Source organism: Hydrogenobacter hydrogenophilus (assembly GCF_900215655.1).
GTDB classification, from domain to species: Bacteria; Aquificota; Aquificia; order Aquificales; family Aquificaceae; genus Hydrogenobacter; species Hydrogenobacter hydrogenophilus.
Map to the genome: position 1 here is coordinate 87,350 of NZ_OBEN01000004.1, position 23,628 is coordinate 110,977.

The following is a 23,628-nucleotide window of genomic DNA, read 5'->3' on the forward strand; positions in this document are numbered from 1 at the left end:
TCACCCCTTCTCTTTGGGTTTAGTTATCTTTTTATGAAATTCTTGAAGTTTTCTAATGACAAGCTTGTGAAAGCGCTCCGCAGGCATTCCAAATATTATCTCTATAACATCATCTACCGTTTCTGCAGTGTAAAGATGAAACTTTCCATTTTTTATGTTCTCTAAGACCTCATCGTCAAGGACTAAGTTATCGTAATTTCTTGAGGGTAGAACCACACCCTGCTCACCGGTGAGCCCTATAACTTTACATGTCTTGTAGAAGCCCTCCACTTTCTCCTTTATTCCACCTACAGGCTGTATGTTGCCATGCTGATCCACAGACCCTGTTATGGCTATGTCCTGTCTTGCAGGCACACCAGAAATAGCGGAAAGTATAGCTATAAGTTCTGCTGCAGAAGCGCTGTCGCCTTCTACTTCCTCGTAAGACTGTTCAAAGGTGATATTGCACGATAAGTGTATGGGGAAATCTTTACCATACTTGTTCCCCATGTATCCTGTTAGAATAAGCACACCCTTTGAGTGAATGGGTCCACTGAGCTCCACTTCCCTTTCTATGTTTATAACACCTTTCTCCCCTATGTAAACGGATGCGCTTATCCTACTTGGCTTACCAAAACTTATATCTCCCAGCTCGTAAACGCTAAGGCCATTTACCTGACCTATCTTCTTACCTTTAACCTCCACCAAAAATTTGCCTTCTTGTATAGCTTTTCTTATCTTCTCTTCAATGAGGTTTGACCTGTATATTTTCTCTCTTATGGCTCTCTTTATGTGCTCTGCTGATATGTTTTTGCTGTTTTTTGAGATGACATCCGCTTCCCTTATGGCATCTACTATGTAGCCCATAAGCAAGCTAACCTTTTTCCTACTACCAGAAAGAGTGATGGCATACTTCAAAAGTTCCAAAAGCCCATCAGCGCTTATGTCCTTTATACCCTCATCGGTGATGACCTTCTTTATCATCTTGGGAAAATTCTCTATAAATTCCTCACTGAGCTCTATGACTGGATCAAACTCCGCTTTTACTTTGAAGAGTCTGTTAAACTCAGGATCGTATAGGGAGAGTATTTGGTAAAGAAAAGGATCTCCTATTAAAAAGACTTTTATGTCCGCAGGAACAGGCTCAGGTGATATACCCACATAAGGAAGAATACTGTCTTCCATTATACCTCCTGCCATGTGTATCTTTTTGTGCATAAGGACCTTCTTAAAAGCATTCCAGAGGTAAGGATTCTTCAGAAGATCCATAGCTCTAAGAACTAAGTATCCCCCTCTTGCCTTGTGAAGACTTCCCGCACTTATGCTCATGTGATCTGCTTGCAAGACACCCATTTCCACAGTGTAAGATATCCTACCGAAAAGATTCTGTAAGGTCGGCACCTCTTCGTGGATAACGGGAAGGCCCTTTAGCTCTGAGTTATCTACTAAAACATTTACCCTGAAAGCGTTAAAAGCTCTCTCTAAGGATCTCATAACTGCAAGGTTTCCTTTAGATGTATGCCAAAACATGAAAAGGTCTGTGTTTTTGACTATCTCCTCTTTGAGTTTTTCTATAAAGTTGCGTGCATCGTTAAAGTTCCTGTATTTCCCCTCGAACCTTGAAAAAACCTTTTCCACAACATAGTAAGCCACTCTTCTCCTAAGTTCAAGCACTTGGTCTGCTACACTGTGATCAAGTTCCCTTAACTCTCTCATAAACTCTCTGAACTTTTCTTCAAAGGCTGAAAGATTTTTCTCGTAAACTTCTTGGAGTTTTTCATTTCCTATCAGCTCCTCCTCACTGACTAATCTCCTTCCCATCAAAGGAAGTAGTCTTATTCCTGCAGGTGTAAATACAACTCCCAAGCTGTGCTTTTGAGCTTCTTGTGTGAGTTCTTGAAGTATCCTTTCTCTTTGTGCATCAGCAGTTTTATTTATTCTTGCTACTTCTTCTTCATATTCTTTACTCTCAAAGGCTTTTGGTAGATCCTCCTTTAGGGTCTCTATGGCTCTGTCTATGTCTTGGGCAAGCTTCTTTCCGTATCCTGCGGGCAAAAGAAGGTAAAGGGGTCTGAGAGGGTTTTCAAAGTTATTCACATAACATATGTCTTCTGGTGGAGGTTTGCCCTCAGAGGCAGATCTGAGTTTTCTAAGTGTGTAGAGGGTTCTACCTATGCTCTCCGGTCCGGATACAAAAACATTGTAGCCTTCGTAAGATGTGCTGAGTGCAAGGTCAAAAGCTCTTTCCACCCTATCTTGACCGGGAAACAGTTCAGCGGGAACTACTTGTTCCGTCCCTTTTTCGTAATAAAAGGGGAGTAAAAGTTCGTCCGCAAGTACCTTTCTAAGCGCCATATCATAGAGCCTTCTTTATTTCTCTTCCTACCTTTTCCTCTACAGACTTTACCTTACTTATCAAACCCTTTGACCTGCCCTTTCTGTAGTCTATTTTCATGATTATGCTTATCCTATTGCAGTCTTCCTTTAGAGCTTCAAAACCCTTTTTGAGTACATTCATAACTTCATCCCAGTCTTCTCCTTCTATTATTGTGCCCATGGGTGTAAGGACATAGGCAAGTCCTGATTTATCTACTATATCAACAACGCGTGCTACATACTCACTTACGCTCTCACCCTTCCCTAAAGGGGTCATACTAACAAAGACTATTAGGCTCATGTCTATAATTATACTGAAGAAAGGGCGGATTTTCTTTGCAAGCAGGTGGGGCACTCTCCACAGGGAGGTTCTGTACCTAAATAACACGAGTATGTCTTTTCAAAAGGTACATTCAAAGCCTTACCTAAGAGTGCTATATCTCTTTTAGACATGCCAAGAAAAGGCGCGTAAATGTGAATTCTTTTTTTAGTTTTTGCTACCAGCACAGAACCAGCGTTTATGGCAGCCTCTGCAGAAGTTATAAACTCGGGCCTGCAGTCAGGATAAGGACTGTCAAGAGCATGAACACCTATACCTATGTGGTCTATTTCTAACGCGTCTGCAAAAGCACCGGCTATAGAAAGGAAGGTAAGGTTTCTCATGGGTACCGTGGTTATAGGTGGTTCATCTTCTGGGTATTCACCTTTTGGCACTGGCACATCTTCACTTAGCAACGCTGAGATCTTTATTTCACTGTAATGGGGTATATGGGTGATGATATGTTTTTCAACTTGAGCTAACTTGGCAAGTTCTTTAGCATACTTTAGCTCTACTTTATGCCTCTGCCCGTAGTCAAAAGATATAGCATAAACTTTTTCAAACTCCTTCTTTGAAAGCCACAAGAGAACTGCACTGTCCATTCCCCCAGAAAGAAGGACTATAACCTTACCTTTACTCATGATATTATGATAACTCCTTTTAGCTTATAATGAGTTTAGTTAATGCAAACAGCAGGATTTTTTGTGCTATTGGTTCTTTATTTTTTTGCTTACGCACAAGACTGTCTATCTCTAACACAGAGATACACAAACCTTGAAAAGTCAGCTATATACGAAGAGCTTATGGTAGAAGCAGACAGGTTTATAAAAGATGCATGCTCTTCTAACGATAAGAAACTCCAGCGCTCAGCAGACAAGATTCTGTCTGCACTTGAAGCGATAAAAGGTGATGACTTTCAGATTCCCAAAAATAAAAAACTCCTTGATGTAGTTGTTCAGAAAAGACTGAGAAATGCACTCCTTACCCTCAATGCCACAAGGAAGTACAAGGATAAATACACAAACCTGTACTCTTACCAATTACTTTTTTATCAAGTCGCTAAAGAGAACGCACGGGTCAAAGATTACGAGTACGCTTTAAAATACTCTCAAGCATCCTACCTTCTGGGAAGGGCTATACTGGAACTGAGATGAGCTTCAAAGAAGGAGATTATGTGCTTATAGTATACAAGGACAGAAAGTATCTGAGGAAGTTAGTAAAGGGTATGAGCCTCAGTGTGAGGGGAAACACTGTGGGCTTTCGGGATATTGTGGGAAGGTCAGAGGGTGAAAAAGTAGGAGAGTTTTTCTTATTTAGACCCACCCTTGAAGACATCATACTCTTAGGTTTTGAAAGAAAGACGCAAATAGTCTATCCAAAAGATGCCTTTTACATAGCCTTTAAGCTAAACATAAAAAGCACTGACAGAGTGTTGGAATTTGGAACTGGAAGCGGTGTCATGAGCGCAGTCCTTTCGCTTTTGGCTGGTGAGGTTTGGACCTACGAAGCGGATACTATTTTTTACAACAACGCTTTGAAAAACTGGGAGAGGTTTGGCTTGTGTTCTAATGTGAAGGCTTTTAACGAAAACTTCCTATCTGCGTCTGTAGAAGATGACTCTTTTGATGCTTGTTTTGTAGATGTAAAAGAACCTTGGGAATACATAGAGAAAGTATGGAAGGTGCTAAAAGGAGGCAAAGCTTGTGCCTTTGTACTCCCTACAACAAACCAGGTGAGTAAGCTTTTATCCAGTATGCAAACTCTCTTTGCTGATCTTCAAGTTTTTGAGATACTACTCAGACATTACAAGACAAATCCAGAAAGACTAAGACCCCATGACCAGATGGTAGCCCACACTGCTTATGTGGTTTTTGGAAGGAAAAGGATATAGTTGTTTTTAATGTCGTGCGTGTTTATTTCGCAATAATCGTAGCCTTCAGGAAGATCTCTGCCCTTCATTATAAAGACAAACTGACGGGATAGCCTCCAAAGCATAGGAACTATATCCTCTAATTTACCCAAGGCTCTGCACACTACTATATCAAAAGAATTTTCCGGAATTTGCTCCGCCCTTTTGCACATTACAGTATAATCAAGACTTAGCTTTACCTTTAAGTATTCAAGAAAGGCGCACTTTTTTGCGATTGATTCCACAAGGGTGAGCTTTATTTTGTCCTTGTAGTATATCTTCAAAGGAACTCCGGGAAAACCTGCACCAGACCCCACATCGCACACGCTCTTTCCATCAATATCTATACCTTTCTGCACAAAGCACCAACTCAGGGTAAGCGAATCCACAAAATGCCTTATGACTATCTCTTCAGGGTCTTCTATAGATGTGAGTTTATGCACTCGGTTCCATCTTTTGAGTTCTTGCAGGTATATCTCAAAAAGTTTTATCTGATTAGAAGATAGTTCAAAACCGTTCCTTTTGAATATTTCCTCCATCAAGTTTTCAAGAGGTATTCTACATCCTTTGCCATTTTTTCTGGGTCTTGTTTTGCAGGTGTGTAAAGAAGCTTTATCTTCATGTCAGGCGTGATAACGTATATGGTGGCGGTGTGGTCTACCAAGTATCCTGCGGATGACTCTCCCTTTACCTTTTTGTAATAAACCTTGTACTCTTTGGCTACCTTCTTTATGTCCTCTTGGCTTCCCGTGAGTCCCACAAAGGTAGGGTAGAAAAAGGGAACATAATTTTTAAGCACGCTTGGTGTGTCCCTTTCTGGGTCAACGCTTATAAAGAGCACCTGAACCTTCTGTCTTTCTTCTTCCTTTAACTTTTTCATCATGTTGGCAAGGGTGTTTAGAGCGGTGGGACATACATCTGGGCAATGAGTGTAGCCAAAGAATAAAATTACTACCTTACCTTGCTTTGTGTAATCGGAAAGCCTGACCTCCTTTCCGTCTTGATCGATCAGTTTAAAGTCGTAAGCAGGCTGATCGTAGACAAAGCCGTAAAACTCGTGCTTTTTCTGACATGAGAAGTTAAAAACCATTAGACCCACCAATGTTATAAATAACGCTAATTTCCTCATAAGTAAATTATAAGCTCTGTGTTAGAATAGGTAGTATGGAGTTTGAGCCTGTAATAGGTCTTGAGATACACGTGCAGATGGACACAAAAACTAAGATGTTCTGTTCTTGCCCTGTTGAATTTGGAGCAGAGCCAAACACTAAAGTGTGTCCCGTGTGTCTGGGTCTTCCGGGAAGTCTGCCTGTTGTTAACAAAAAGGCTGTGGAGTATGCTATAAGAGCAGGTCTTGCCTTAAACTGCGAAGTAAGGCACAGATCCGTTTTTGCAAGGAAGAACTATTTTTACCCGGACCTTCCTAAGGGATACCAGATATCCCAGTACGAAGAGCCCCTCGCAGTAAATGGCTGGCTTGAGATAGAAGGCAAAAGAATAAGGATAAGAAGGCTTCATATAGAGGAGGACGCAGGTAAAAACCTGCACGAAGGTAGCAAGACTTATGTGGATCTAAACAGAGCAGGTACTCCCCTTATGGAGATAGTCACAGAACCTGACATAGACTCTCCAGAGCTTGCAAGACTCTTTTTGGAAGAACTAAGAAACATAATGAGATACACAGGTGTTTCCAAGGCAGACATGGAAAAGGGACAGTTAAGGTGTGATATAAATGTTTCCATAAGACCCAAAGGTTCTAAAGAGCTGGGAACTCGCGTAGAGATAAAAAATGTCAATTCCTTTAGGTTTGTTCAGAAAGCCATAGAGAGCGAGATAGAAAGACAGATAAAAATACTGTCTTCTGGCGGTCAGGTGGTGCAAGAAACGAGAACTTTTGACCCCGCAACAGGTCTTACTCATCCCATGAGAACAAAGGAAGAGGCAGAAGACTACAGGTACTTTCCAGACCCAGACCTTCTACCCTTGGTGATCCCCCAAGAGTGGATAGATGAGATAAAAAACACCATGCCGGAACTCCCACACCAAAGGAGAGAGAGATTTGTCAAGGAATACGGGCTCACTCCTTACGAAGCCAAAGTTATGACGGATATGAAGGCGGTAGGTGATTTCTTTGAATCTGCCATGAAGGTACTTCCAGAACCCAAACTTCTTGCCAACTGGCTATTAAACGACCTTTTGGGACTTCTCAACGATATGCAAAAGGACATAGAAGAGTCTCCAGTGAGTCCCACACAACTTGCTAAGCTCGTTAGGTTTATAAAAGACGGAACGCTATCTTCCAAGCTTGCCAAAGAGGTCCTCAAGCATATGGTAGAGACAGGAAAAGACCCAGAGATTATCGTAGAAGAAAAAGGATTAAAACAGATAAGCAACGAAGAGGATATAAAGAGAATAGTACAAGATGTTTTACAGAAACACCCTTCTGAGGTAGAAAGGTACATCAAAGGAGAGGAAAAACTCTTGGGCTTTTTGGTAGGTCAGGTGATGAAGGCAACTAAGGGTAAAGCAAATCCTCAGTTAGTTAATAAAATCCTGCTGGAGCTTTTGAAGGCTCACGCGGACTGAACTTTTTTACTTGTCTTTAGGGACAACATAAGCAAAGGCGAGATTACTATCATACCTATAGAAACAAGCTGATTCCAAGTTAGACCTATCCCTGATATGGGTGGCGTCACACCTCTGTAAAACTCAAGGAAGAACCTCAAAAGACCGTAAAGCATCATATACAGAGAGAAAACAAAGCCGTCAAAAGGTTTCTTCCTGTAAGCCATCATCAAGATTAGGAAAATCAGGATCAAACCAAAAAACTCCATGAGTTGAGTAGGGTAAAGTGGTGTATAAGGTGGAGCTACCGCACCTTCTGGAAAGACCATATAAAAGAAGGGAAACTTATCAGTAAAGTGTATGCCAGGTGTGTTTACACCGTCAGCAGGGAAAGGCTGTCCATAACAACATCCAGCGGAGGTGCATCCAAGCCTTCCAATGGCATGCGCTACAGTTAAAGACAAAGCAGCTATGTCACCCGTTTTCCACAATGGCAGTCTGTATATGACCATCCCCACTATAGCTCCCAAGATGCCACCCAAGAGTCCACCAAAAAAGTCCATGCCACCGTTCCATATGGCAAACACATCTAATAGGCTATGCACTTGCTCAGGATGCTCTACCACATAAGCTAACCTTCCACCAACCACTCCAAAAAACAGAGCCATAAGTAGAGTGTTTTCTACATGAGACGTATTTAATCCCTCTTTTTTTGCAAACCTTAGGCTCAAAAAGTAAGCTATAAGAGCACCTATGGCAACAAGCACTCCGTAAGTGTAAATTTTTATACCAAAAAGTTCAATAAGCACAGGAAACATATCAAACCCCCTTTAAGCTACTGAGTACCTACCTTCAAGAAAGCCTTTCCAGACTTCTGGCATCCTTTCAAGCTCTTCTTCAGCTATTCTTTTAACTTCTTCCTTTATGCTTGCTATGTCTCTCTTGGTTCTTACCTTCACATCAAGCACCTGAGGTTGGTTTATGGGTTTTCCTATCTGAGAAACTATATAGCAATAAGCTTCCTGTATGCCCTCCACTTCTTGGACTACTCTTTGGCATATGATGTTTGCCACTGTGTTGTATATCTTACCTATGTGAGATATGGGATTTTTCCCAGCTGCAGCTTCCAAGCTCATGGGTCTATAAGGTGTTATAAGACCATTTACCCTGTTGCCTCTACCTACCTGACCGTCATCTCCCTGCTCTGCAGAGCTGCCAGTGACTGTTATGTAGACAGAAGAGTTTTCTTTACTATCTGCGGTGTTTATATTTATATCTACTTCTCTTCCTAAAAGCCCCTCCAAGTACATTTTTAACTTCCCCTTTATCTGTTCCTTTTTGTAAAAGTATTCCTCCAGGTCCTTTATGTATCTGCTTACAAACGCCAAAGCTACCGTTAGTCTGATCTTGTTCTCTATCCTAACCCCCATGACTTTTATGTCCTCTCCAATTTCTGGGTGTTCCCTCTTGAGAGCTTCTGAGTTTAAAAACCTTTCCGCTTCGTATACAGCCCTTTCAAGCTGGTCAAAAGGTGCAAATCCTACACCAAAGGAAGTATCGTTTGCTAAAGGTATCTCTCCTTTTTTTTGAAACCTCTCAAAGAGTTCCACAAGGTCCTTAGACCCGGGTTTTATCTTGGCATAAATTCTTATGTGCCTTTCTACATCTATATTTCTTATGTGCTTTCTGAACCACTCTTTGACTGTGTGTTGGACCAGTTCCTGCACATCTAACCTTTTACTATCTTTGTCCAGTATAGCCCTACCCACCAAATGTATTTCTATAGGCTCTATAACTTCTCCTCCTCCAAAGTATGCGTTTGCCATACCTCCAACAAGTAAGGCTTTATCCACATTATGGTGCATAACCGCTCCAAATTCCTCAAGATACCACTTACATAGCTCTCTTGAAAGACTTTCCGCTAAGTTATCACATATGGTGTCAGGGTGCCCTATTCCCTTTCTTTCCACTATCTCTGCAGATTGTTCGTAGACAGCTTCAAAGGTCATGGGTGTAACCACTATCTGTGCCACCTTAGAAACCTCCTGAGGAAAAGTTTTAAGGGTAAATTATAATCTACCTACGCACAAAAGGATAACTTCTCAACCGGGCTTTAAGCCTTTTCCCCCTTATATCAACATATACCTCAAGTCCCTCTTTTCTATAGTTAGGGTCTACAAAGCAAAGAGCAATACCTCTATCAAGGGTTGGTGAGTAAGTGCCACTGCTTACCACGCCTATGGTTCTGTCCTCCACATAAATTTTATAGCCTTCCCTTGGTACACCTTTTTCTAAAAGCTCAAGACCAAAGAGCTTTCTATTTACTTGTGTCTCCATCAAAGCCTTCCTGCCTATAAACTCCTTCTCCATACAGACAAACTTGTCAAGACTTGCCTCAAAGGGTGTGATCTCTTCGGATATCTCGTGTCCGTAAAGAGGAAAACCCGCCTCTATCCTTAGGACGTCCCGAGCACCAAGACCGCACGGCTTGGCATGTTCAAGAAACTTTTTGAAAAGTTCCACACCTTCCTTTAAACCTGCGTATATCTCAAAGCCATCTTCACCCGTGTAGCCCGTTCTTGAGATTATGATGTTGTCAAAAACTTTAAAGTGGTAATACTTTATACCTTCAACAGGAAAAAATTCTGACAATAGTTTAGGACTATCTCTTCCCTGAAGGGCTATCTGCACAGTACTTTCTGAAAGGTCTTCCACAGGATGGTGTTTTGATATCCAATTTATAACCTTTTGCCTGTTTATCGCATTCACACACAGCATAAAGTTTTCTTCATCCAGCATATACACAGTTATGTCATCAATAACTGTGCCTCTTTGATTGACAAGCATACTGTACTGAACCTTTCCCGGACTTAGCTTACTTATTAGGTTAGTAGTAAGATACTCAAGAGTATCTTTTGCGGAAGGACCTCTTATAAAGATCCTTCCCATGTGGGAAACATCAAAGACACCACAGGCATTTCTTACAGCCAAAACCTCTTCTTTTATGGAAGAGTAAAAGATGGGCATCTCCCATCCTGCAAATTCAGATATCTTAGCATTTAGCTCTTTGTGAATACTGTAAAGAGGTGTTCTCATACAAACATTGTAAAATGTTTTCCTATGCTTGGCAAATATGTGCTTTCCTTTTACGCAAAACTCTTTCTTGTTGTGAATGGTGTGTTGTTGGGCATAGTTTCCTCTTACGCACTTATGGAATTACTCTTTCTGTTTAAAGAAAAAGGGGGTGGTGTAGCCTTGTCCTACCTTACAAATCTGCTTCCTATAGCTTTCTTTTATCTTCTTCCTCTTAGCTGTGTAATTGCCCTAATGATACTTCTTAACCATGTATTTTCAAAAAAGATAGATCTAATAGTCCAAAGTTTTGGGATATCACCTTTAAGGTTCCTCTCAAGTGTTGTACTTTTTCTGATCTTTATAAGCCTTATAAACTTATTTCTGAGTTTTGGTGTGTATGCGGAAAAAAATAGGAACCTTTACAAAATAGAAAAAGAGTTTAAGAAAAGACAAGAGATAGAAGATCTTATCTTAAAAGATGCATGGTTTTTTAAAGAAGATAACAGTAAAAGGGTTTACATAAATTTTAAGTTTGTGAGCATAAAAGATGGTAGCGTTGCGGGAATTTTTTATGTAGAAATGGAAAATAACAAAATAGTACAAGTGGTGCAAGGAGAAAAGGGTATTTGGATGGGTGATACTGTATTTTTACCCTTAGCAAATATTTGGAACTTCAAGGAAGAAAGCAAAATCCTTCAACAGTTTAGCATAAAACTCTTTGACATAAAAAACGCTAAGCCCTTAGGTGAAAAGGTGGAGCATTTGTCTTTGCGTCAGCTTTTAATGCTGTACTCTATAGGCAAAAGTGTAGGTTTAAACTATAACCTTTACATGTCAGAAGTTATAAGGAGGCTTATCTCTTCACTGTCCTCTGTTCCCATAAGCATTACCGTTTTATCTTATACCATCAAGCGTAGGAATATTTTTGCAGGTTTTTTGAGTTTCTTACCTGCATTTTCTCTCTACTGGGTGAGTTTTATTCTTGTGAGAAAATTACCAGAAAGCACAACGGTAAGTCCCCTTTACGGACTTTTCCCTTTTGTAGTTCTTATTGCACTCTCTTTAAGAGGCATTTACTATTTGAGCAAAGGATTCAGGGTCTAAACTGGCACTACCCACTAAAAGACCATCTACATCCTGCGTATTTATAAACTCTCGTGCGTTGTTAAGATTTACGCTTCCTCCGTAAAGGACGCGTGTTTTGCCTTGATAGTTCTTATTAATGCTTTTGAGAATATCCTTTATAAACTTGTGGACTGCTTGCGCGTCCTTAGGTGTTGCTGGATTTCCGCTTCCTATAGCCCAAACGGGTTCGTAGGCTATGTCTATCATGTCTGTATAATCTTCTAAAGAGGACAGTGCAAGCCTGATTTGGGTTTCAACAACCTTAAAAGTAAGTCCTGCTTCTCTTTCCTCCAACCTTTCACCTACACAAAGTATAGGCCTGAGACCCCCATCAAGACATGCCAGAAGTTTTCTGTTTATAGTCTCGTCCCTTTCACCAAAGATCCAGCGCCTCTCTGAATGACCAACTATCACATAAGATACACCCAGATCTTTGAGCATAGCTACCGATATCTCACCAGTAAAAGCTCCCTTTGGTTCATAATAAACATTCTGAGCTCCAAGCTTTATGTGAGTCCCCTTTAGCAGATCAGAGGCAACGCACAAAGATGTGTAAGGTACACAGAGGAGTATCTCCCTATCTTTTACATCTCTGACCAAGGGTAAAAATTTAGCAATGTAATCTTTTGTCTGTGTAGGTGTCATGTTCATCTTCCAGTTAGCGGAAATAAGCTTCATTTAGTCAAGTTTAGCATATGGTATTACTAAATGTCAAACTCAAGTATAATTCTTACACATAACTATGGTGGGGGCCTACTGGTTACTGATCTCAAATGCGGTGATCCTGATGATTCTGTTTTTTTACTTTTACTTATTACCTTCGATGAGGATCTCTGTACCTGAAGTGAAAAGAGAAAGCTACACACCTCCAGACCTGAGTTTTATATTTAAAGAACAAAAACTTGCAGAGCTTAAAGACTTGAGCCATCTGCGTCTGTTGGCTACAGCGAGCGGTGGAATAAAGTTAGCTCTTTTGGAGGTAAACGGAAAAGCCAAAGTGGTAAGAATAGGAAGTGATATAGATGGATACAGGGTTGTGGATATACAGAGAAACTACCTTCTTCTCAGTGATGGAAAAGATACTAAAGCGATAGGTTTTAGTTTTGAAACCGCAAAAACTCCTGCCTTTGAGCCTACTGCAGGAACACCTAAACTTTCGGAAAGCTTATCTGCTGTAGTTTCCAAAAGAGAAATAGAAAATGTAACTGCGGACCCAGGTATTATGTTCAGGCAGATAAGATTGGTGCCTTACGTTCAGAATGGACAAACAAGGGGTTTTCTCTTTGAGTGGGTAGACCCACAGAGTATATTTTCTAAGGCTGGTATAAAAGCGGGTGATATACTCATATCCATAAACAACCAAGACATAAAGAGTGGTGAAGATGCCTTTAGGATACTTCAGGCTCTACGAAACGAAAACAGTCTTAAGGTGAGCCTTATGAGAGAAGGAAGGCTCATAGAAATTAACTTGAGGGTAGAGTGATGCGAGTGCTTTTTCTCCTTATACTTCTTTTGTTCAGCGTAGAGGTTTATGCTCAAAGCGCAGAAGAAATTCAAAAGCAAGCTCAGGAACAGAGAAGAACTGGCAGGGTTTATCTGAACTTTCAAAATGCAGACATCTCTTTGATAGCTAAGTTTATGTCCGAGCTTACTGGCAAAAACATAGTTTTGGACCCCAATGTAAAAGGGAGCCTTACCATAAGCTCTGCAAAGCCACTCAGTATAAAGGAAGCATGGGACCTTTTTGTTCTGTCCTTGTCCATGCAAGGTTATGGAGTTATAGAAGAAAAAAACTTCGTCAGAATAGTTCCCCTGCAGCAGGCGGTATCTTTTGCACCTTTTAAAAAGACAGGCACTTCTGGAGAGGTGGTTATATACCTCTATAAAGCACAAAATGTTCAAGCACTTCAGCTACAGCAAGCTATACAACCCTTCCTTTCACCCTTTGCCAAAAGCGCCATACATCAGCAGTCAAATACTCTCATTGTAGCGGACATATCCAAGAATGTAGACAAAATTAAATCTATACTTAAACAGCTGGACTCTTCTGAGGGATCTCTAAGAGTAGTGGTCTATAGGTTGGAAAGGGCGAAAGCGGACACCGTATTCCAGAGCCTTCAGGCTTTGAGTCTTGCCTTTCAACAACAGCTTGGCACTCCTACCTTCATAACCTTTAATAGGGACAGCAACTCCATAATAGTTGCAGGTTCAGAAAGCGTGCAAAATATAATAAAGCAGGTTATAAGCACTTTAGACACTCAGAGTTTTGGCACATTAGAGAGGAGCTTTTACCTTATACCCCTCAAATACATATCTGCTGAGGAAATATACAAAAGCCTGCAGAGTCTTTTCAAAGGTATAACCCCACCTCCAACAGTGCAAATTCCAGAAACTTACCTACCACCACAAATGCCAGAGATAAGAGGTTTAGAAACCCCTTTAAGGAAAGAAGAACAGCCAAGGCAGGTACAGACGCAATTTCTACCCATAGAAACAAAAGAGGGCATGAGAATAGGTTTTGACAGAGGGACTAACTCGGTAATCCTTTATGCAACACCTCAGGAATACCAAGGAGTAAAGTCTTTGGTAGAAAAGATGGATGTAAAAAGAAAGCAAGTGCTAATAGCAGCAAGCGTTATAGAGATGAGCACCAGCAAAGCTTTAGACATAGGCGTCAAGTGGCAGATAATAGGCACTCAGGGTGGTGCAAGCTTTGGTGGTGGAAGTCTTCAAGATGTTTATAATGCCATACTTTCGGGCAACTTTATTATGGGTGTTCTTAGCAGTTCAGGGAGGAGTATAACTGTAGGAGGTACTCAGCTTTTCTTCCCTGACCTGTTGCTTTTGTTTTCTCTGTTAGAAAGCGGTAGTGGTTTTAATATACTGTCCAATCCCAAGGTGCTCACCTTAGACAACCAATCTGCAGAGATAAAGGTGGGTCAAGTGATCCCTTACGCTTCGGGTGTTAAGTTTGACATAAACGGTCAGCCAGTTATTACTTACGACTACAAGGAAGTAGGATTAGACTTAAGCGTAATCCCCAGCGTATCTGGAAAGGATCTCAGACTACAGATAAAGCTGAAGCTTCAGGACATCATAGACTACATAAGACCACAGATAGGAACTTTGAGCTACGCTGTACCTGTGACTTCCAACCGCCAGGTAAACTCCGATGTAGTAGTAGAAAACGGACAGACGGTAATAATAGGCGGTCTTGTAAACACAAAGACCTTAGAGAGTACTCAAGGTATTCCCGGACTTAAAGACCTCCCTGCGGTGGGCAGACTATTCAGAAGGGACACAAAAACAGAGGACAAGGTTTCGCTTTTTATATTTCTCACACCTTATGTGATAGAGAGTCCTGAGGAGCTTTCCAAGATCACTCAAGAACACCAAAAGATGGCAGAAGAGCTAAAAAGAGCAATGGAAAAGAGATATAATGAGAAAAAAGAGCCTTAAGCTTTTCACTCTTTACTTTTTGGGTACTGTCTTTTTCGCTTTGCTGGTCCTTGTTTTGACTCTGCCCAAGTTTTTGATCTTGGACAGATGGCTCATGTCAAAAGGTATATATATGATAGCCAAAAGCGTCCAAGAAAACAGCACAAGCTTGAGTTTATATGATGTAAAGCTCTTAAAGGGCAGTTCAAAAGTAGGCAGTTTTAACCGGCTTGATCTGTCTTTGGGTTTCCTATATCTGTTGGCAAAAGGTTATTGCGCAGATGGATATTTGGAGCTTAAGTTTGACCTTTTTGGTAGCGTAAAGCTAAAAGGCAAAGACTTTAAGTGTTTAGAAGGCTTCTACATAAAAGACATGGACTTACAGATAAATGATGACATAAGAGGTTTTTCTAAGCTTTATAGTGTGAAAGCGAAAGATGTAAAAGTGGATGAGCTATCCCTTGTGTTCAAAGGAAGAACTTTTGAAGGCCAAGCCATAGCCTTTGGACAGGTTTTAAAAGGTAGTGGTATGATAGTTTTAAACAGGAAAGACCCCTTAAGATCCCAAATTAACGGCACAGTTTCGGGCGTTGGTGTAAGCTTTTTCATCTACGGAAACCTTGAAAATCCTACACTTGAACTGAAAAAGTGATATAATAAATTCCTGATGATTTATGATGTCATTATAGTAGGTGGTGGAGCGTCGGGGCTTGCGTGCGCTCTTACTTTGGCTTCTTCAAAGGGTAGAGGCTGGCAGTGGGCAGAAAACAGAAACTATCTTCTCTTTGATAAGGGGGAGTCTGACCTCAACAAGGCTTACCTGAAAAATGTTCCGGGACTGAGTGCTACCTTGGGTAAAGACCTTATAGAAAAGATAAAAAAGCAGATTCAGGATTGGGGAGGTGTGCAGATAATACAAGAAGAAGTGATAGAAATAACGAACGGTGATCAAGGATACACTGTAAAGACCTCCTCAGGAAGTAGCTATAGTGCAGACTATGTTGTTTTGGCTACGGGTTTTCACGCATTTGGCATAAAGGGGCTTGGCCTGGAGGTTGTGGAAAACCCAAAATCACCAAAGCCTGGAAGGGTGATGATAAAGCACAAGGATTTTGAAGCTTTACCTAACCTGTTTGTTGTGGGCACTTTGGCAGGCATTAGCTCACACTTTACATCTTGTGCAGGTTCTGGTGTGGAGGTGGCTTGTGAGATACTCTCTCGTATGGCGGGCAAAAGAATAGTTATACATGATGTTCCAAATGTATAATAACTAAAAGCTAAAAGGAGGCACAAGTGAGCTTACTTACAGAGCTTGCAATCAAAGCCAGAGAAGAGAGTCAGGTAAGGATATATAAAAAGAATGTAGAGAGAGTACTCTCTGCACTTTTGAAGAGCGGTGATTTTTGGCAGATAGTGGATATGTCAGACCTGCCTGTACCTGCAGCATCTGGCATAGTTAAAGTGCTTATAAAAGAAGGTTATGCCTTCATAGATGATGAGGAGAACATAAGGCTCACACAGAAGGGGTATGACCTTATTAAAGAGCTTGGGATAGAGCCTTATGTGGATTATACCTGCCAAGCTTGTGAAGGTAGAGGCATACCCTTTTACATAGACATTGAGTTTTACAGAACCTTCATACAGCTTACCAAAGATAGACCTAAGGCTATAAGAGACTACGATCAGGGTTCTGTGACACCAGAAACCACCGTCTCAAGGGTGCTATTTATGGACTCAAGAGGAGACCTGCGCAACAAGGATATACTTGTCTTGGGAGCGGAAGATGACCTTACGGGTCTTGCGGTAGCCCTTTCAAGGAAAGCCAAAAGCGTTCTCATCATAGACATAGACAAAAGACTGATAGATTTTGATAACAACATATTCAAAGAGCTGGGCATAGACAACGCAGAAGCTCGCGTTTGGGATCTTAGAAACCCCTTTCCCTCAGAAATATTGGGACGTTATGATGTCTTTGTCTCTGATCCACCAGAAACCCTGCCTGCCTTTAGAGCCTTTATAGGTAGAGGCATAGCAACCCTTAAGGAAGAAGGTGGGGTAGGATACTTTGGACTTACTCTCAGAGACTCCTCCGTATTCAGGTGGAGGGACTTTCAAATAGCCCTTACTTCTGAATTTGGTGTTGCCATAACGGATATAGTTCAAGATTTTAACGCTTACATAACTTGGGACTATCACAAAGAAACTAAAGCTGCACAGATAGCACCTGTCAGGAGAGAACCCAAAGATATATGGTACAGGTCCTCTTGGTATAGGATAGAGGCATTGCCCGGTTTTAAAAGGTGGAACGAGGCTATATCTGACGATGTGTTTTATCTTGACGAAGAAGGTTCCACTACCTGAGTTTGAGGATACACTACTAATCCTACTCTACCCATCTTTGCCCATTTTCTGTCAAGGTCTTTGTAATCAAAAGCTTTCTTGCTCTCATAACCTGTGTGCGCATATATGTACCTTTCGTCATAACCTACTACCACAATGTAGTGGGGCACGCTAAACCAGAGGAAGCCAAGGTCTAAAAGCAGGATAACAGGTTTACCCTCGTCTATGTATCTTTTAATATCCTCAAGATTTCCTTGGAAGGTGTAAGCCTTAAAGCCAAGTTTTTTGGCATAGTTTTCTAAATCAGTTATGAGAGCACCTTTAAGCCTGGGATCGTATACGAACTTGGCTATGTCTTCCTGACTCTTCTTCACACCGTAATATTCAAGCACACTGCTCAGAGAAGCAGGACCACAGTAATCATCTTTCTGTTTTACAAAAGGAACATCAAGGAGCTTAAAAGAAAGTAAAAAAGGCAGAAGGAGAGCAAAAAGCCCTCTCACCTTATGATGATCTCTTTGTTGAGAAGCTTAAGAAGTATTACTACCAGTATAAGAAGCACTACGACCGCAATAGCTAAACCTATGCCATCACCACCCGCTAAGACCTTATCAGAAGCCTTTGCAAGCATGTGTATTTGCTCATCACTAAGTTGGGAGAGTTTTTCCTGTATTTCTTCCTTGCTGAGCCCATAAGCTTTTAGTTTCTCTTGCACTACCTTGCTTTCTAAGACTCTTTGTACCTTTTGCATGTCCTGATCTCTTTGGGAAGACACCTCAAAAGTGTGTTTGGAATCTACAAGACCCGCTAATGCTGGTGCTGAGTTTACAAAGAAAAAGGCAGAGGCAACAGTCAGCACAACAGCCTTCTTCCTAAGATACTTCATCATAGCCAACACCCCCAAACAGTTTTGGTAAAATTATTATAACCTGCTTAAGGAGGTAAAAGCATGAGGATAACACTGAGCGTGATCAAAGCGGATGTAGGGGGTTATGTGGGACACTCTTCTGTACATCCAGACATGTTAGAAACTATAAGAGAGGTTATAAGAGAAGAGGTTAAAAAAGGAAACCTCATTGATGCGGATACGCTCGTTTGTGGTGATGACACCGCTTTGGTAATGACACATACTCACGGCGTTGACAGTGAGATAGTTCACGGTATAGCTTGGAAAGCCTTTGAAAAAGCAACACAGGTGGCAAAAAAGTTAAAGCTTTACGGTGCAGGTCAGGACATTTTGTCCACCGCCTTTTCTGGGAATGTTAAAGGTATGGGTCCTGGTGTGGCGGAGATGGAGTTTGAAGAAAGACCATCAGAGCCTGTGATCATCTTCTTTGCTGATAAGACCTCCCCAAGTGCTTGGAACTTACCTCTTTATGAGATGTTTGCGGACCCTATGGTGTGTGCAGGGCTTGTGATAGACCCCAAAATGCACGACGGATTTACCTTTGAGGTGCTTGACACTTACACAGGAAAGGCGGTAAAGCTCTCAACACCCGCAGAGCTTTATGAACTATTGGCTCTCATAGGTGCTGTAGAGAGGTATGCAGTAAGGAATGTGTGGAGAAATCACGACGGTGAGATAGCAGCAACCGCTTCAACCCAAAGGCTTTCTCTTATAGCAGGCAAGTATGTAGGAAAAGATGACCCTGTTATGATAGTTAGAGCACAGGCTGGTTTTCCTGCGGTAGGTGAGATATTAGAACCCTTTGCAAGGCCATGGATAGTGGAGGGTTGGATGAGAGGATCTCACAACGGACCCCTTATGCCAGTATCCTTCAGATACGCAACACCCACCAGATTTGACGGTCCTCCAAGGGTGATAGCTGCAGGTTATCAGCTTGCGGAAGGTAAGCTCATAGGACCCAGAGACCTCTTTGATGATCCAGCCTTTGACAAGGCAAGAGAACAAGCTCAGATCATTGCAGACATACTAAGAAGACAGGGCATATTTGAACCTCACAGACTACCTTCTGAAGAGATGGAGTACACAACACTTCCTAAGATACTAAAGAAGCTTGAGGAAAGGTTTTACGAAGTGGAAGCTCCCAAAAAACCTGTAGAAGAAACATCGGAAAAACACGATGTAGACTAAATTTTTATAAGATGACTGCATGGATAGAAAAATTAGTGGTAGAGGGTTTTAAGTCCTACGGGAAGGGGAGGGTAGAGATACCCTTAGGACCAGGATTTATAGGGATAGTAGGTCCCAACGGTGCAGGAAAGTCCAACATAGGTGACGCCATATCCTTCGCATTGGGGCTTGCTACAGCCAAAACCTTAAGGGCAAAAAACCTATCCTACCTTATATACTCAAAGGACGGTGAGGCAAGTCAGTACGCGTATGTGGAGGTGCATTTCAAAAACGAAGGTGCCTTCCCCATAGAAGAGGACAAACTCGTCATATCAAGGAAGGTGGATAAAGAGGGCAGGAGCGTTTTTCGTATAAACGGAACTGTAGTAAGAGAAAGAGACCTAAGGGACTTTCTTGCAAGAGCCGGGCTTTATGAGAACGCTTATAACATAGTCTTACAAGGTGATGTGGTGCGCTTTGTGAAGATGACACCCGTAGAAAGAAGAAAGCTCATAGAAGAGGTCGCAGGCATAGGTGAGTATGAGGAGAAAAAGCAAAAAGCCCTTACAGAATTAGGAGAAGTGGAGCTAAAGCTGAGAGAACTTAGGCTTCTCATAGATGAGATGGAAGTTCAGATGGAACGGCTCTCTCAGGAAGTGGAAAAACTAAGAAGATACAGAGAGTTAGAAAGTCAGCTAAGAGAACTACAAATAAGGCAGTTGATGAAAGATGCAAAGAGCATAAGTCAAAACATGAATAACCTTGAAAAAGCCATAGAAGAGAAGAAAAGAGAGATTTCAGAAATAAGAAAGGATATAAGCAAGTTAGAATCAGAGCACACACAAAAAGAAGAAGAACTAAGAGAGATAAACGCACAGCTCTTTCCCTTCAGGGAGAGGTTGGGAAGGCTAAGCTCAGACATAGATCACACAGATAAAAGGATACAAGAGCTTGAGAATAAAAGAAACCAGATGGAAGAAGATCAGCTAAAGGCAAAGGAACGCATAAAAAATCTCTCTGCGAACCTTGAAAAACTCCTTGAAGAAGAAGCCCAGCTTAAAGACCTTGTATCCCAAAAGGAAAAAGAAGTGATCCGTAAAGAAGAAGAGGTTTCTTTACTTTATCAAATGTTAAAAAGTAAGGAGGAAGGTCTCAAAGTATCTATACAAGAGGTGCACGCAACAGAAGAGAAGATAAATGCTGTAAGAAAAGAGATGGATCAAAAGAAGGAACACCTTTCAAGGATAGAGCTTAAATTAAGGGAGTTGGACATAAAGTCCCAAAAGGTGCAAGAAGATATGCAAAAGCTCAAAGAAGAAGAGCAAAAGCTCAAATCACAGATGGGAGAGAACGCTCTAAAGATGGAAAATTACAAAAAGATGCAGGTAGAAGAAGAGCACTCCGTTAAGAAAAAAAAGCAAGAGCTTGAGAGACTTGAGGAAAAGCTCAGGGCATTAAGATATAAGAGGGAAGAGGTTATAAAGGAAAAGGCAGGCATCTCTGCTAAGTTGGCAAGCTTACATGCAGACACATTACCCTTTGAAGGTATAAGGGGCGTTTATGGGAGGGTTTATGAGCTTATAAAAGTCAAAAATCCTGAATATATAAAAGCTGTAGAATCCGCTGGCGCTGGAAGGCTCTCTTATGTGGTGGTTGAAGATGAAGATGTAGCCAAAGAGTGCATACAGAGGCTTAAAGAAACCAAAAGGGGCAGACTGAACTTCATACCATTAAATAGGATAAAACCCACACCTCTTCCACCTTATCCGAGAAGGAAAGGTTATATAGATTTTGTGGTTAATTTAGTGGAATACGACAGCAAGTTTGAAAGGGCAATAAAGTTCGTGTTTGGAGATACCCTTTTGGTGGAGGACTTCCAGAGTGCCAAAGACTTAGGTATAGGCAATTACAGGATGGTAACTCTTGAGGGGGAGGTTTTTGAAAAGAGTGGTGTAATAAGCGGTGGGCATACAGAAAGCAGAGGGGACTTAGGAAGAGAGTTTTACACAGAGCAGTTGGAAAGGCTTTCTAAAGCAGAGAAGGACCTAAAAGAAGAAGAAGAACAAACAGAAAGCACCATAAAAACTCTAAGAGATGAACTTATCCAAAAGGAAGGTGTTTTGAGGATACTTGAGAGGCGCATAAAGGACATAGAAGAGTCAGATAAGATGGGCTTTGAGAGGCTAAAGGAGATAGAAGAAAAGCTCAGGAAAGCAGAAGAGTATATCAGCAGGCTTGCGGAAGAAAAGGAGAATTTACTGAAGGAAAAAAACACCATAATGCAGGAGCTTTCCTACCTTGAGGAGAAGTTAAACAATCTAATTATAAAGAGGCAGTCTATATTGGAACACTACAAAGAGTCAGGAATAGAGAGCTTAAGAGAGAACTACGAAAAGAGTAGAAAAGCCCTTGATCATCTCAAGGAAGCTACCTTTTCTCTAAGTATGAAACTAAAAGAACTACAGTCAGACATACAGAATTTGCGCGCAGAGATAAACAGAAACATGGCTTTTTTGGAAAGCTCAGAGAGAACTAAGCAAGAGATAGAAGATCAAATTGAAAAGCTAAAGGAAGAGAGAAGAAAGTTAGAGGAAGGGATAAAAGAGCTTGAAAGAACTGCATATGAGCTGTACTCAAAGAAGGACCAATTGGAGGAGGTTTGCACAGATCTGCAGGCAAAAATAGGCAGGTTAAGATTGCAGGAGGAAGCAAAGAGAGAAGAGCTCACCCGTTTAGAGACTGAGTATGCCAAGATTGAAGAAAAGCATCAAGAGATAAACTTAAGGTTCAGAGAATTGGGATACGAAGGACCCATAGAGGAGGTAAAAGAAGGCTACAGCAAGCTCAAAGAAGCCATAGACACTGTACGCAAAGAACTATCTTCTCTTGGCACCGTTAATTTTAAAGCGGAGGACGATTACAGAGAGTACGAGGAGAGACACAGAGACTACACGGATAGGTACAAAAAGCTCTCTGAAGAGAAAAGGGCTATAAAGGAAATGATTGAGGAGATAGAAACTAAAAAGCTCAACGCTTTTAACACCGCTTTTGAGAGCATAAATGAGGGACTAAAGAGAGTGTTTGCAGAACTATCTCCGGGTGGCAAGGCTTACATGCAGATAGAAAATCCCCAAGACCCATTCTCTGGTGGTATAAACCTTGTAGTCAAACCTAAAGGTAAAGAAGTCCAATACATAGATGCCATATCAGGAGGAGAAAAAACTCTTGTAGCCTTGGCTCTTATATTTTCCATACAGGATTATAAACCATCACCCTTTTACTACTTTGACGAAGTAGATGCGCACCTTGATGAAGCAAATGCCAGAAGGATAGGAGAGCTCATAAGGAAACGTTCCCAAAAGGCACAGTTCATAGTGGTCACCTTAAGGGAGATCTTGGCATCTTATGCAGATAGGCTCATAGGTGTAAGTAGCAGAGGCGGTGTGTCAAGAGTTTTCCCCGTCAAGAACTTTCTTGTAGAGGTTGCAAATGACTAAGATAGGCGTTTTACTCCTCAATATGGGTGGTCCAGATAGCCTTTCTGCTGTAGAGCCTTTCCTTTACAACCTATTTTCTGATCATGACATAATAGAAATCCCCAGACTTATACAGAAACCTGTTGCAAAGCTAATATCCAAGCTAAGAGCTAAAAAGACAAGGCATTACTACGAAGTTATGGGAGGCAAGTCCCCACAAAAGGAGCAAACAGAAAGACAGGCACAGGCACTTCAGAGAGAACTGGGAGAGGACTTTAAAGTGGCTATCGCTATGAGATACTGGCATCCCTTTACGGAAGAGGCTCTTGAAGAGCTCTTTAAAGAAGGCATAAACAGAATAGTCTTACTTCCCATGTATCCACAGTACAGCAAAACTACCACAGGATCTTCTTTTAACGAGTTTGACAGAGTTTTTAAAAGATTCCCACAAGTGCCTGTTGTTAAGGTAAAGTCTTACCACGATCACCCCCTTTACATAAAGGCAATGGTGGAAAACATAAAAGAAAACCTTCCCAATTGGGAGGACTATTTCTTCCTATTTACCGCTCACAGCTTACCCGTTAGTGTCATAAAGAGGGGAGACCCTTACCAAAAACAAACGGAGGAAACAGTCAGGCTCATTGTGGAACACTTCCCTAAAGTGGAATACGCTCTGGGCTATCAGAGTAAAATAGGACCCGTCAAATGGCTTGAACCTCCTACTGACAAGCTTATAGAAGAAACCATAAAAGCTGGTTATAAGCGCATAGCTGTCATACCTGTATCTTTTGTGTGTGAGCATTCTGAAACCTTGTACGAGCTTGACGTATCTTACAAAAAGCTTGCAGAAAACTTAGGTGTTGAAAGTTTTGTCAGGATACCTACCTTAAAAGACCACCCCCTTTTCATATCCGCACTAAAGGAGATCATACTTTCCCATTTATAGATATAA

Annotated in this window: 23 protein-coding genes; 12 read left to right on the forward strand and 11 right to left on the reverse strand. The window is 41.3% G+C overall.

The genetic code is table 11. The features are described 5' to 3' along the window. From CP948_RS04910 to queC, 3 genes are read right to left on the reverse strand one after another with little or no spacing between them, the layout of a single operon-like run. A complete protein-coding gene (locus tag CP948_RS04910; protein WP_096601913.1) occupies positions 1-2,334 on the reverse strand; it encodes an ATP-binding protein in 2,334 nt (777 codons plus the stop codon). Between the two features lies 1 nt (position 2,335). Beyond that, positions 2,336-2,656 (reverse strand): MTH1187 family thiamine-binding protein, encoded by a 321-nt coding sequence (locus tag CP948_RS04915; RefSeq protein WP_096601915.1) that lies wholly within the window; start codon positions 2,654-2,656, stop codon positions 2,336-2,338. Between the two features lie 8 nt (positions 2,657-2,664). Next, entirely contained in the window at positions 2,665-3,315 is a 651-nt protein-coding gene (gene queC, locus CP948_RS04920; RefSeq protein WP_096601918.1) for a 7-cyano-7-deazaguanine synthase QueC, read from the reverse strand. A gap of 42 nt (positions 3,316-3,357) precedes the next feature. On the opposite strand from queC, the gene CP948_RS04925 reads away from it, so the two are divergent. Continuing rightward, positions 3,358-3,828 (forward strand): hypothetical protein, encoded by a 471-nt coding sequence (locus tag CP948_RS04925; RefSeq protein WP_180764091.1) that lies wholly within the window; start codon positions 3,358-3,360, stop codon positions 3,826-3,828. Continuing rightward, entirely contained in the window at positions 3,825-4,565 is a 741-nt protein-coding gene (locus tag CP948_RS04930) for a tRNA (adenine-N1)-methyltransferase (protein ID WP_096601921.1), read from the forward strand. Before CP948_RS04925 ends, CP948_RS04930 begins: the two co-directional genes overlap by 4 nt. Here the strand turns inward: CP948_RS04930 and rsmG are convergent. Together rsmG and CP948_RS04940 are read right to left on the reverse strand one after the other, a co-directional pair. After that, complete coding sequence (gene rsmG / locus CP948_RS04935; protein WP_245810091.1) at positions 4,535-5,122, reverse strand: 16S rRNA (guanine(527)-N(7))-methyltransferase RsmG; 588 nt, start codon at positions 5,120-5,122, stop codon at positions 4,535-4,537. The genes CP948_RS04930 and rsmG overlap by 31 nt on opposite strands. Beyond that, a complete protein-coding gene (locus CP948_RS04940) occupies positions 5,122-5,712 on the reverse strand; it encodes an SCO family protein (RefSeq protein WP_096601926.1) in 591 nt (196 codons plus the stop codon). Before CP948_RS04940 ends, rsmG begins: the two co-directional genes overlap by 1 nt. 35 nt (positions 5,713-5,747) lie before the next feature. On the opposite strand from CP948_RS04940, the gene gatB reads away from it, so the two are divergent. After that, the gene (gene gatB, locus CP948_RS04945) at positions 5,748-7,169 is read left to right on the forward strand and encodes an Asp-tRNA(Asn)/Glu-tRNA(Gln) amidotransferase subunit GatB (RefSeq protein WP_096601929.1); all 1,422 of its coding nucleotides are present in this window, start codon (positions 5,748-5,750) and stop codon (positions 7,167-7,169) included. Here the strand turns inward: gatB and lgt are convergent. From lgt to gcvT, 3 genes are read right to left on the reverse strand one after another with little or no spacing between them, the layout of a single operon-like run. After that, on the reverse strand, positions 7,157-7,966 hold the full coding sequence (gene lgt, locus CP948_RS04950) for a prolipoprotein diacylglyceryl transferase (RefSeq protein WP_096601932.1): 810 nt from the start codon (positions 7,964-7,966) through the stop codon (positions 7,157-7,159). The two genes, gatB and lgt, sit on opposite strands and share 13 nt — an antisense overlap. A gap of 12 nt (positions 7,967-7,978) precedes the next feature. After that, positions 7,979-9,181, reverse strand: coding sequence for a methionine adenosyltransferase (locus CP948_RS04955; RefSeq protein ID WP_096601935.1), 1,203 nt, complete (start codon positions 9,179-9,181; stop codon positions 7,979-7,981). A gap of 43 nt (positions 9,182-9,224) precedes the next feature. Then, positions 9,225-10,244, reverse strand: coding sequence for a glycine cleavage system aminomethyltransferase GcvT (gcvT, locus tag CP948_RS04960; protein WP_096601938.1), 1,020 nt, complete (start codon positions 10,242-10,244; stop codon positions 9,225-9,227). Between the two features lie 24 nt (positions 10,245-10,268). On the opposite strand from gcvT, the gene CP948_RS04965 reads away from it, so the two are divergent. Next, the gene (locus CP948_RS04965) at positions 10,269-11,327 is read left to right on the forward strand and encodes an LptF/LptG family permease (protein WP_096601941.1); all 1,059 of its coding nucleotides are present in this window, start codon (positions 10,269-10,271) and stop codon (positions 11,325-11,327) included. On the opposite strand, the gene tpiA is transcribed toward CP948_RS04965, so the two are convergent. After that, the gene (gene tpiA / locus CP948_RS04970) at positions 11,286-12,026 is read right to left on the reverse strand and encodes a triose-phosphate isomerase (protein ID WP_096601945.1); all 741 of its coding nucleotides are present in this window, start codon (positions 12,024-12,026) and stop codon (positions 11,286-11,288) included. The two genes, CP948_RS04965 and tpiA, sit on opposite strands and share 42 nt — an antisense overlap. A gap of 109 nt (positions 12,027-12,135) precedes the next feature. On the opposite strand from tpiA, the gene gspC reads away from it, so the two are divergent. The 5 genes from gspC to CP948_RS04995 are packed head-to-tail and all read left to right on the forward strand — an operon-like array spanning position 12,136 to position 17,147. Then, entirely contained in the window at positions 12,136-12,831 is a 696-nt protein-coding gene (gene gspC, locus CP948_RS04975) for a type II secretion system protein GspC (RefSeq protein ID WP_245810089.1), read from the forward strand. Next, positions 12,831-14,807, forward strand: a complete 1,977-nt coding sequence (gspD, locus tag CP948_RS04980) for a type II secretion system secretin GspD (RefSeq protein ID WP_096601951.1) — start codon at positions 12,831-12,833, stop codon at positions 14,805-14,807. The genes gspC and gspD overlap by 1 nt, the downstream gene beginning before the upstream one ends. After that, positions 14,788-15,438 carry a hypothetical protein gene (locus CP948_RS04985; RefSeq protein WP_096601954.1) on the forward strand — a complete coding sequence of 217 codons (651 nt, stop codon included), beginning with the start codon at positions 14,788-14,790 and terminating at the stop codon, positions 15,436-15,438. The genes gspD and CP948_RS04985 overlap by 20 nt, the downstream gene beginning before the upstream one ends. A gap of 15 nt (positions 15,439-15,453) precedes the next feature. Further along, complete coding sequence (locus CP948_RS04990) at positions 15,454-16,053, forward strand: FAD-dependent oxidoreductase (protein WP_096601957.1); 600 nt, start codon at positions 15,454-15,456, stop codon at positions 16,051-16,053. A 26-nt stretch (positions 16,054-16,079) separates the two neighbouring features. Further along, on the forward strand, positions 16,080-17,147 hold the full coding sequence (locus tag CP948_RS04995) for a bis-aminopropyl spermidine synthase family protein (RefSeq protein WP_096601960.1): 1,068 nt from the start codon (positions 16,080-16,082) through the stop codon (positions 17,145-17,147). Here CP948_RS04995 and CP948_RS05000 read toward each other — a convergent pair. Further along, on the reverse strand, positions 17,117-17,629 hold the full coding sequence (locus CP948_RS05000; RefSeq protein WP_096601963.1) for a C39 family peptidase: 513 nt from the start codon (positions 17,627-17,629) through the stop codon (positions 17,117-17,119). The two genes, CP948_RS04995 and CP948_RS05000, sit on opposite strands and share 31 nt — an antisense overlap. Then, positions 17,626-18,015: a PA2779 family protein gene (locus CP948_RS05005; RefSeq protein WP_096601966.1), complete on the reverse strand. Its 390-nt coding sequence runs from the start codon at positions 18,013-18,015 to the stop codon at positions 17,626-17,628. Before CP948_RS05005 ends, CP948_RS05000 begins: the two co-directional genes overlap by 4 nt. Positions 18,016-18,075: 60 nt before the next feature. Between CP948_RS05005 and fbp the strand changes: the two genes are divergently transcribed. The 3 genes from fbp to hemH are packed head-to-tail and all read left to right on the forward strand — an operon-like array spanning position 18,076 to position 23,622. Next, entirely contained in the window at positions 18,076-19,221 is a 1,146-nt protein-coding gene (fbp, locus tag CP948_RS05010) for a fructose-1,6-bisphosphate aldolase/phosphatase (protein ID WP_096601969.1), read from the forward strand. A gap of 11 nt (positions 19,222-19,232) precedes the next feature. After that, a complete protein-coding gene (smc, locus tag CP948_RS05015; RefSeq protein ID WP_096601972.1) occupies positions 19,233-22,697 on the forward strand; it encodes a chromosome segregation protein SMC in 3,465 nt (1,154 codons plus the stop codon). Further along, positions 22,690-23,622 carry a ferrochelatase gene (gene hemH, locus CP948_RS05020; RefSeq protein ID WP_096601975.1) on the forward strand — a complete coding sequence of 311 codons (933 nt, stop codon included), beginning with the start codon at positions 22,690-22,692 and terminating at the stop codon, positions 23,620-23,622. The genes smc and hemH overlap by 8 nt, the downstream gene beginning before the upstream one ends. Positions 23,623-23,628: the final 6 nt, after the last annotated feature.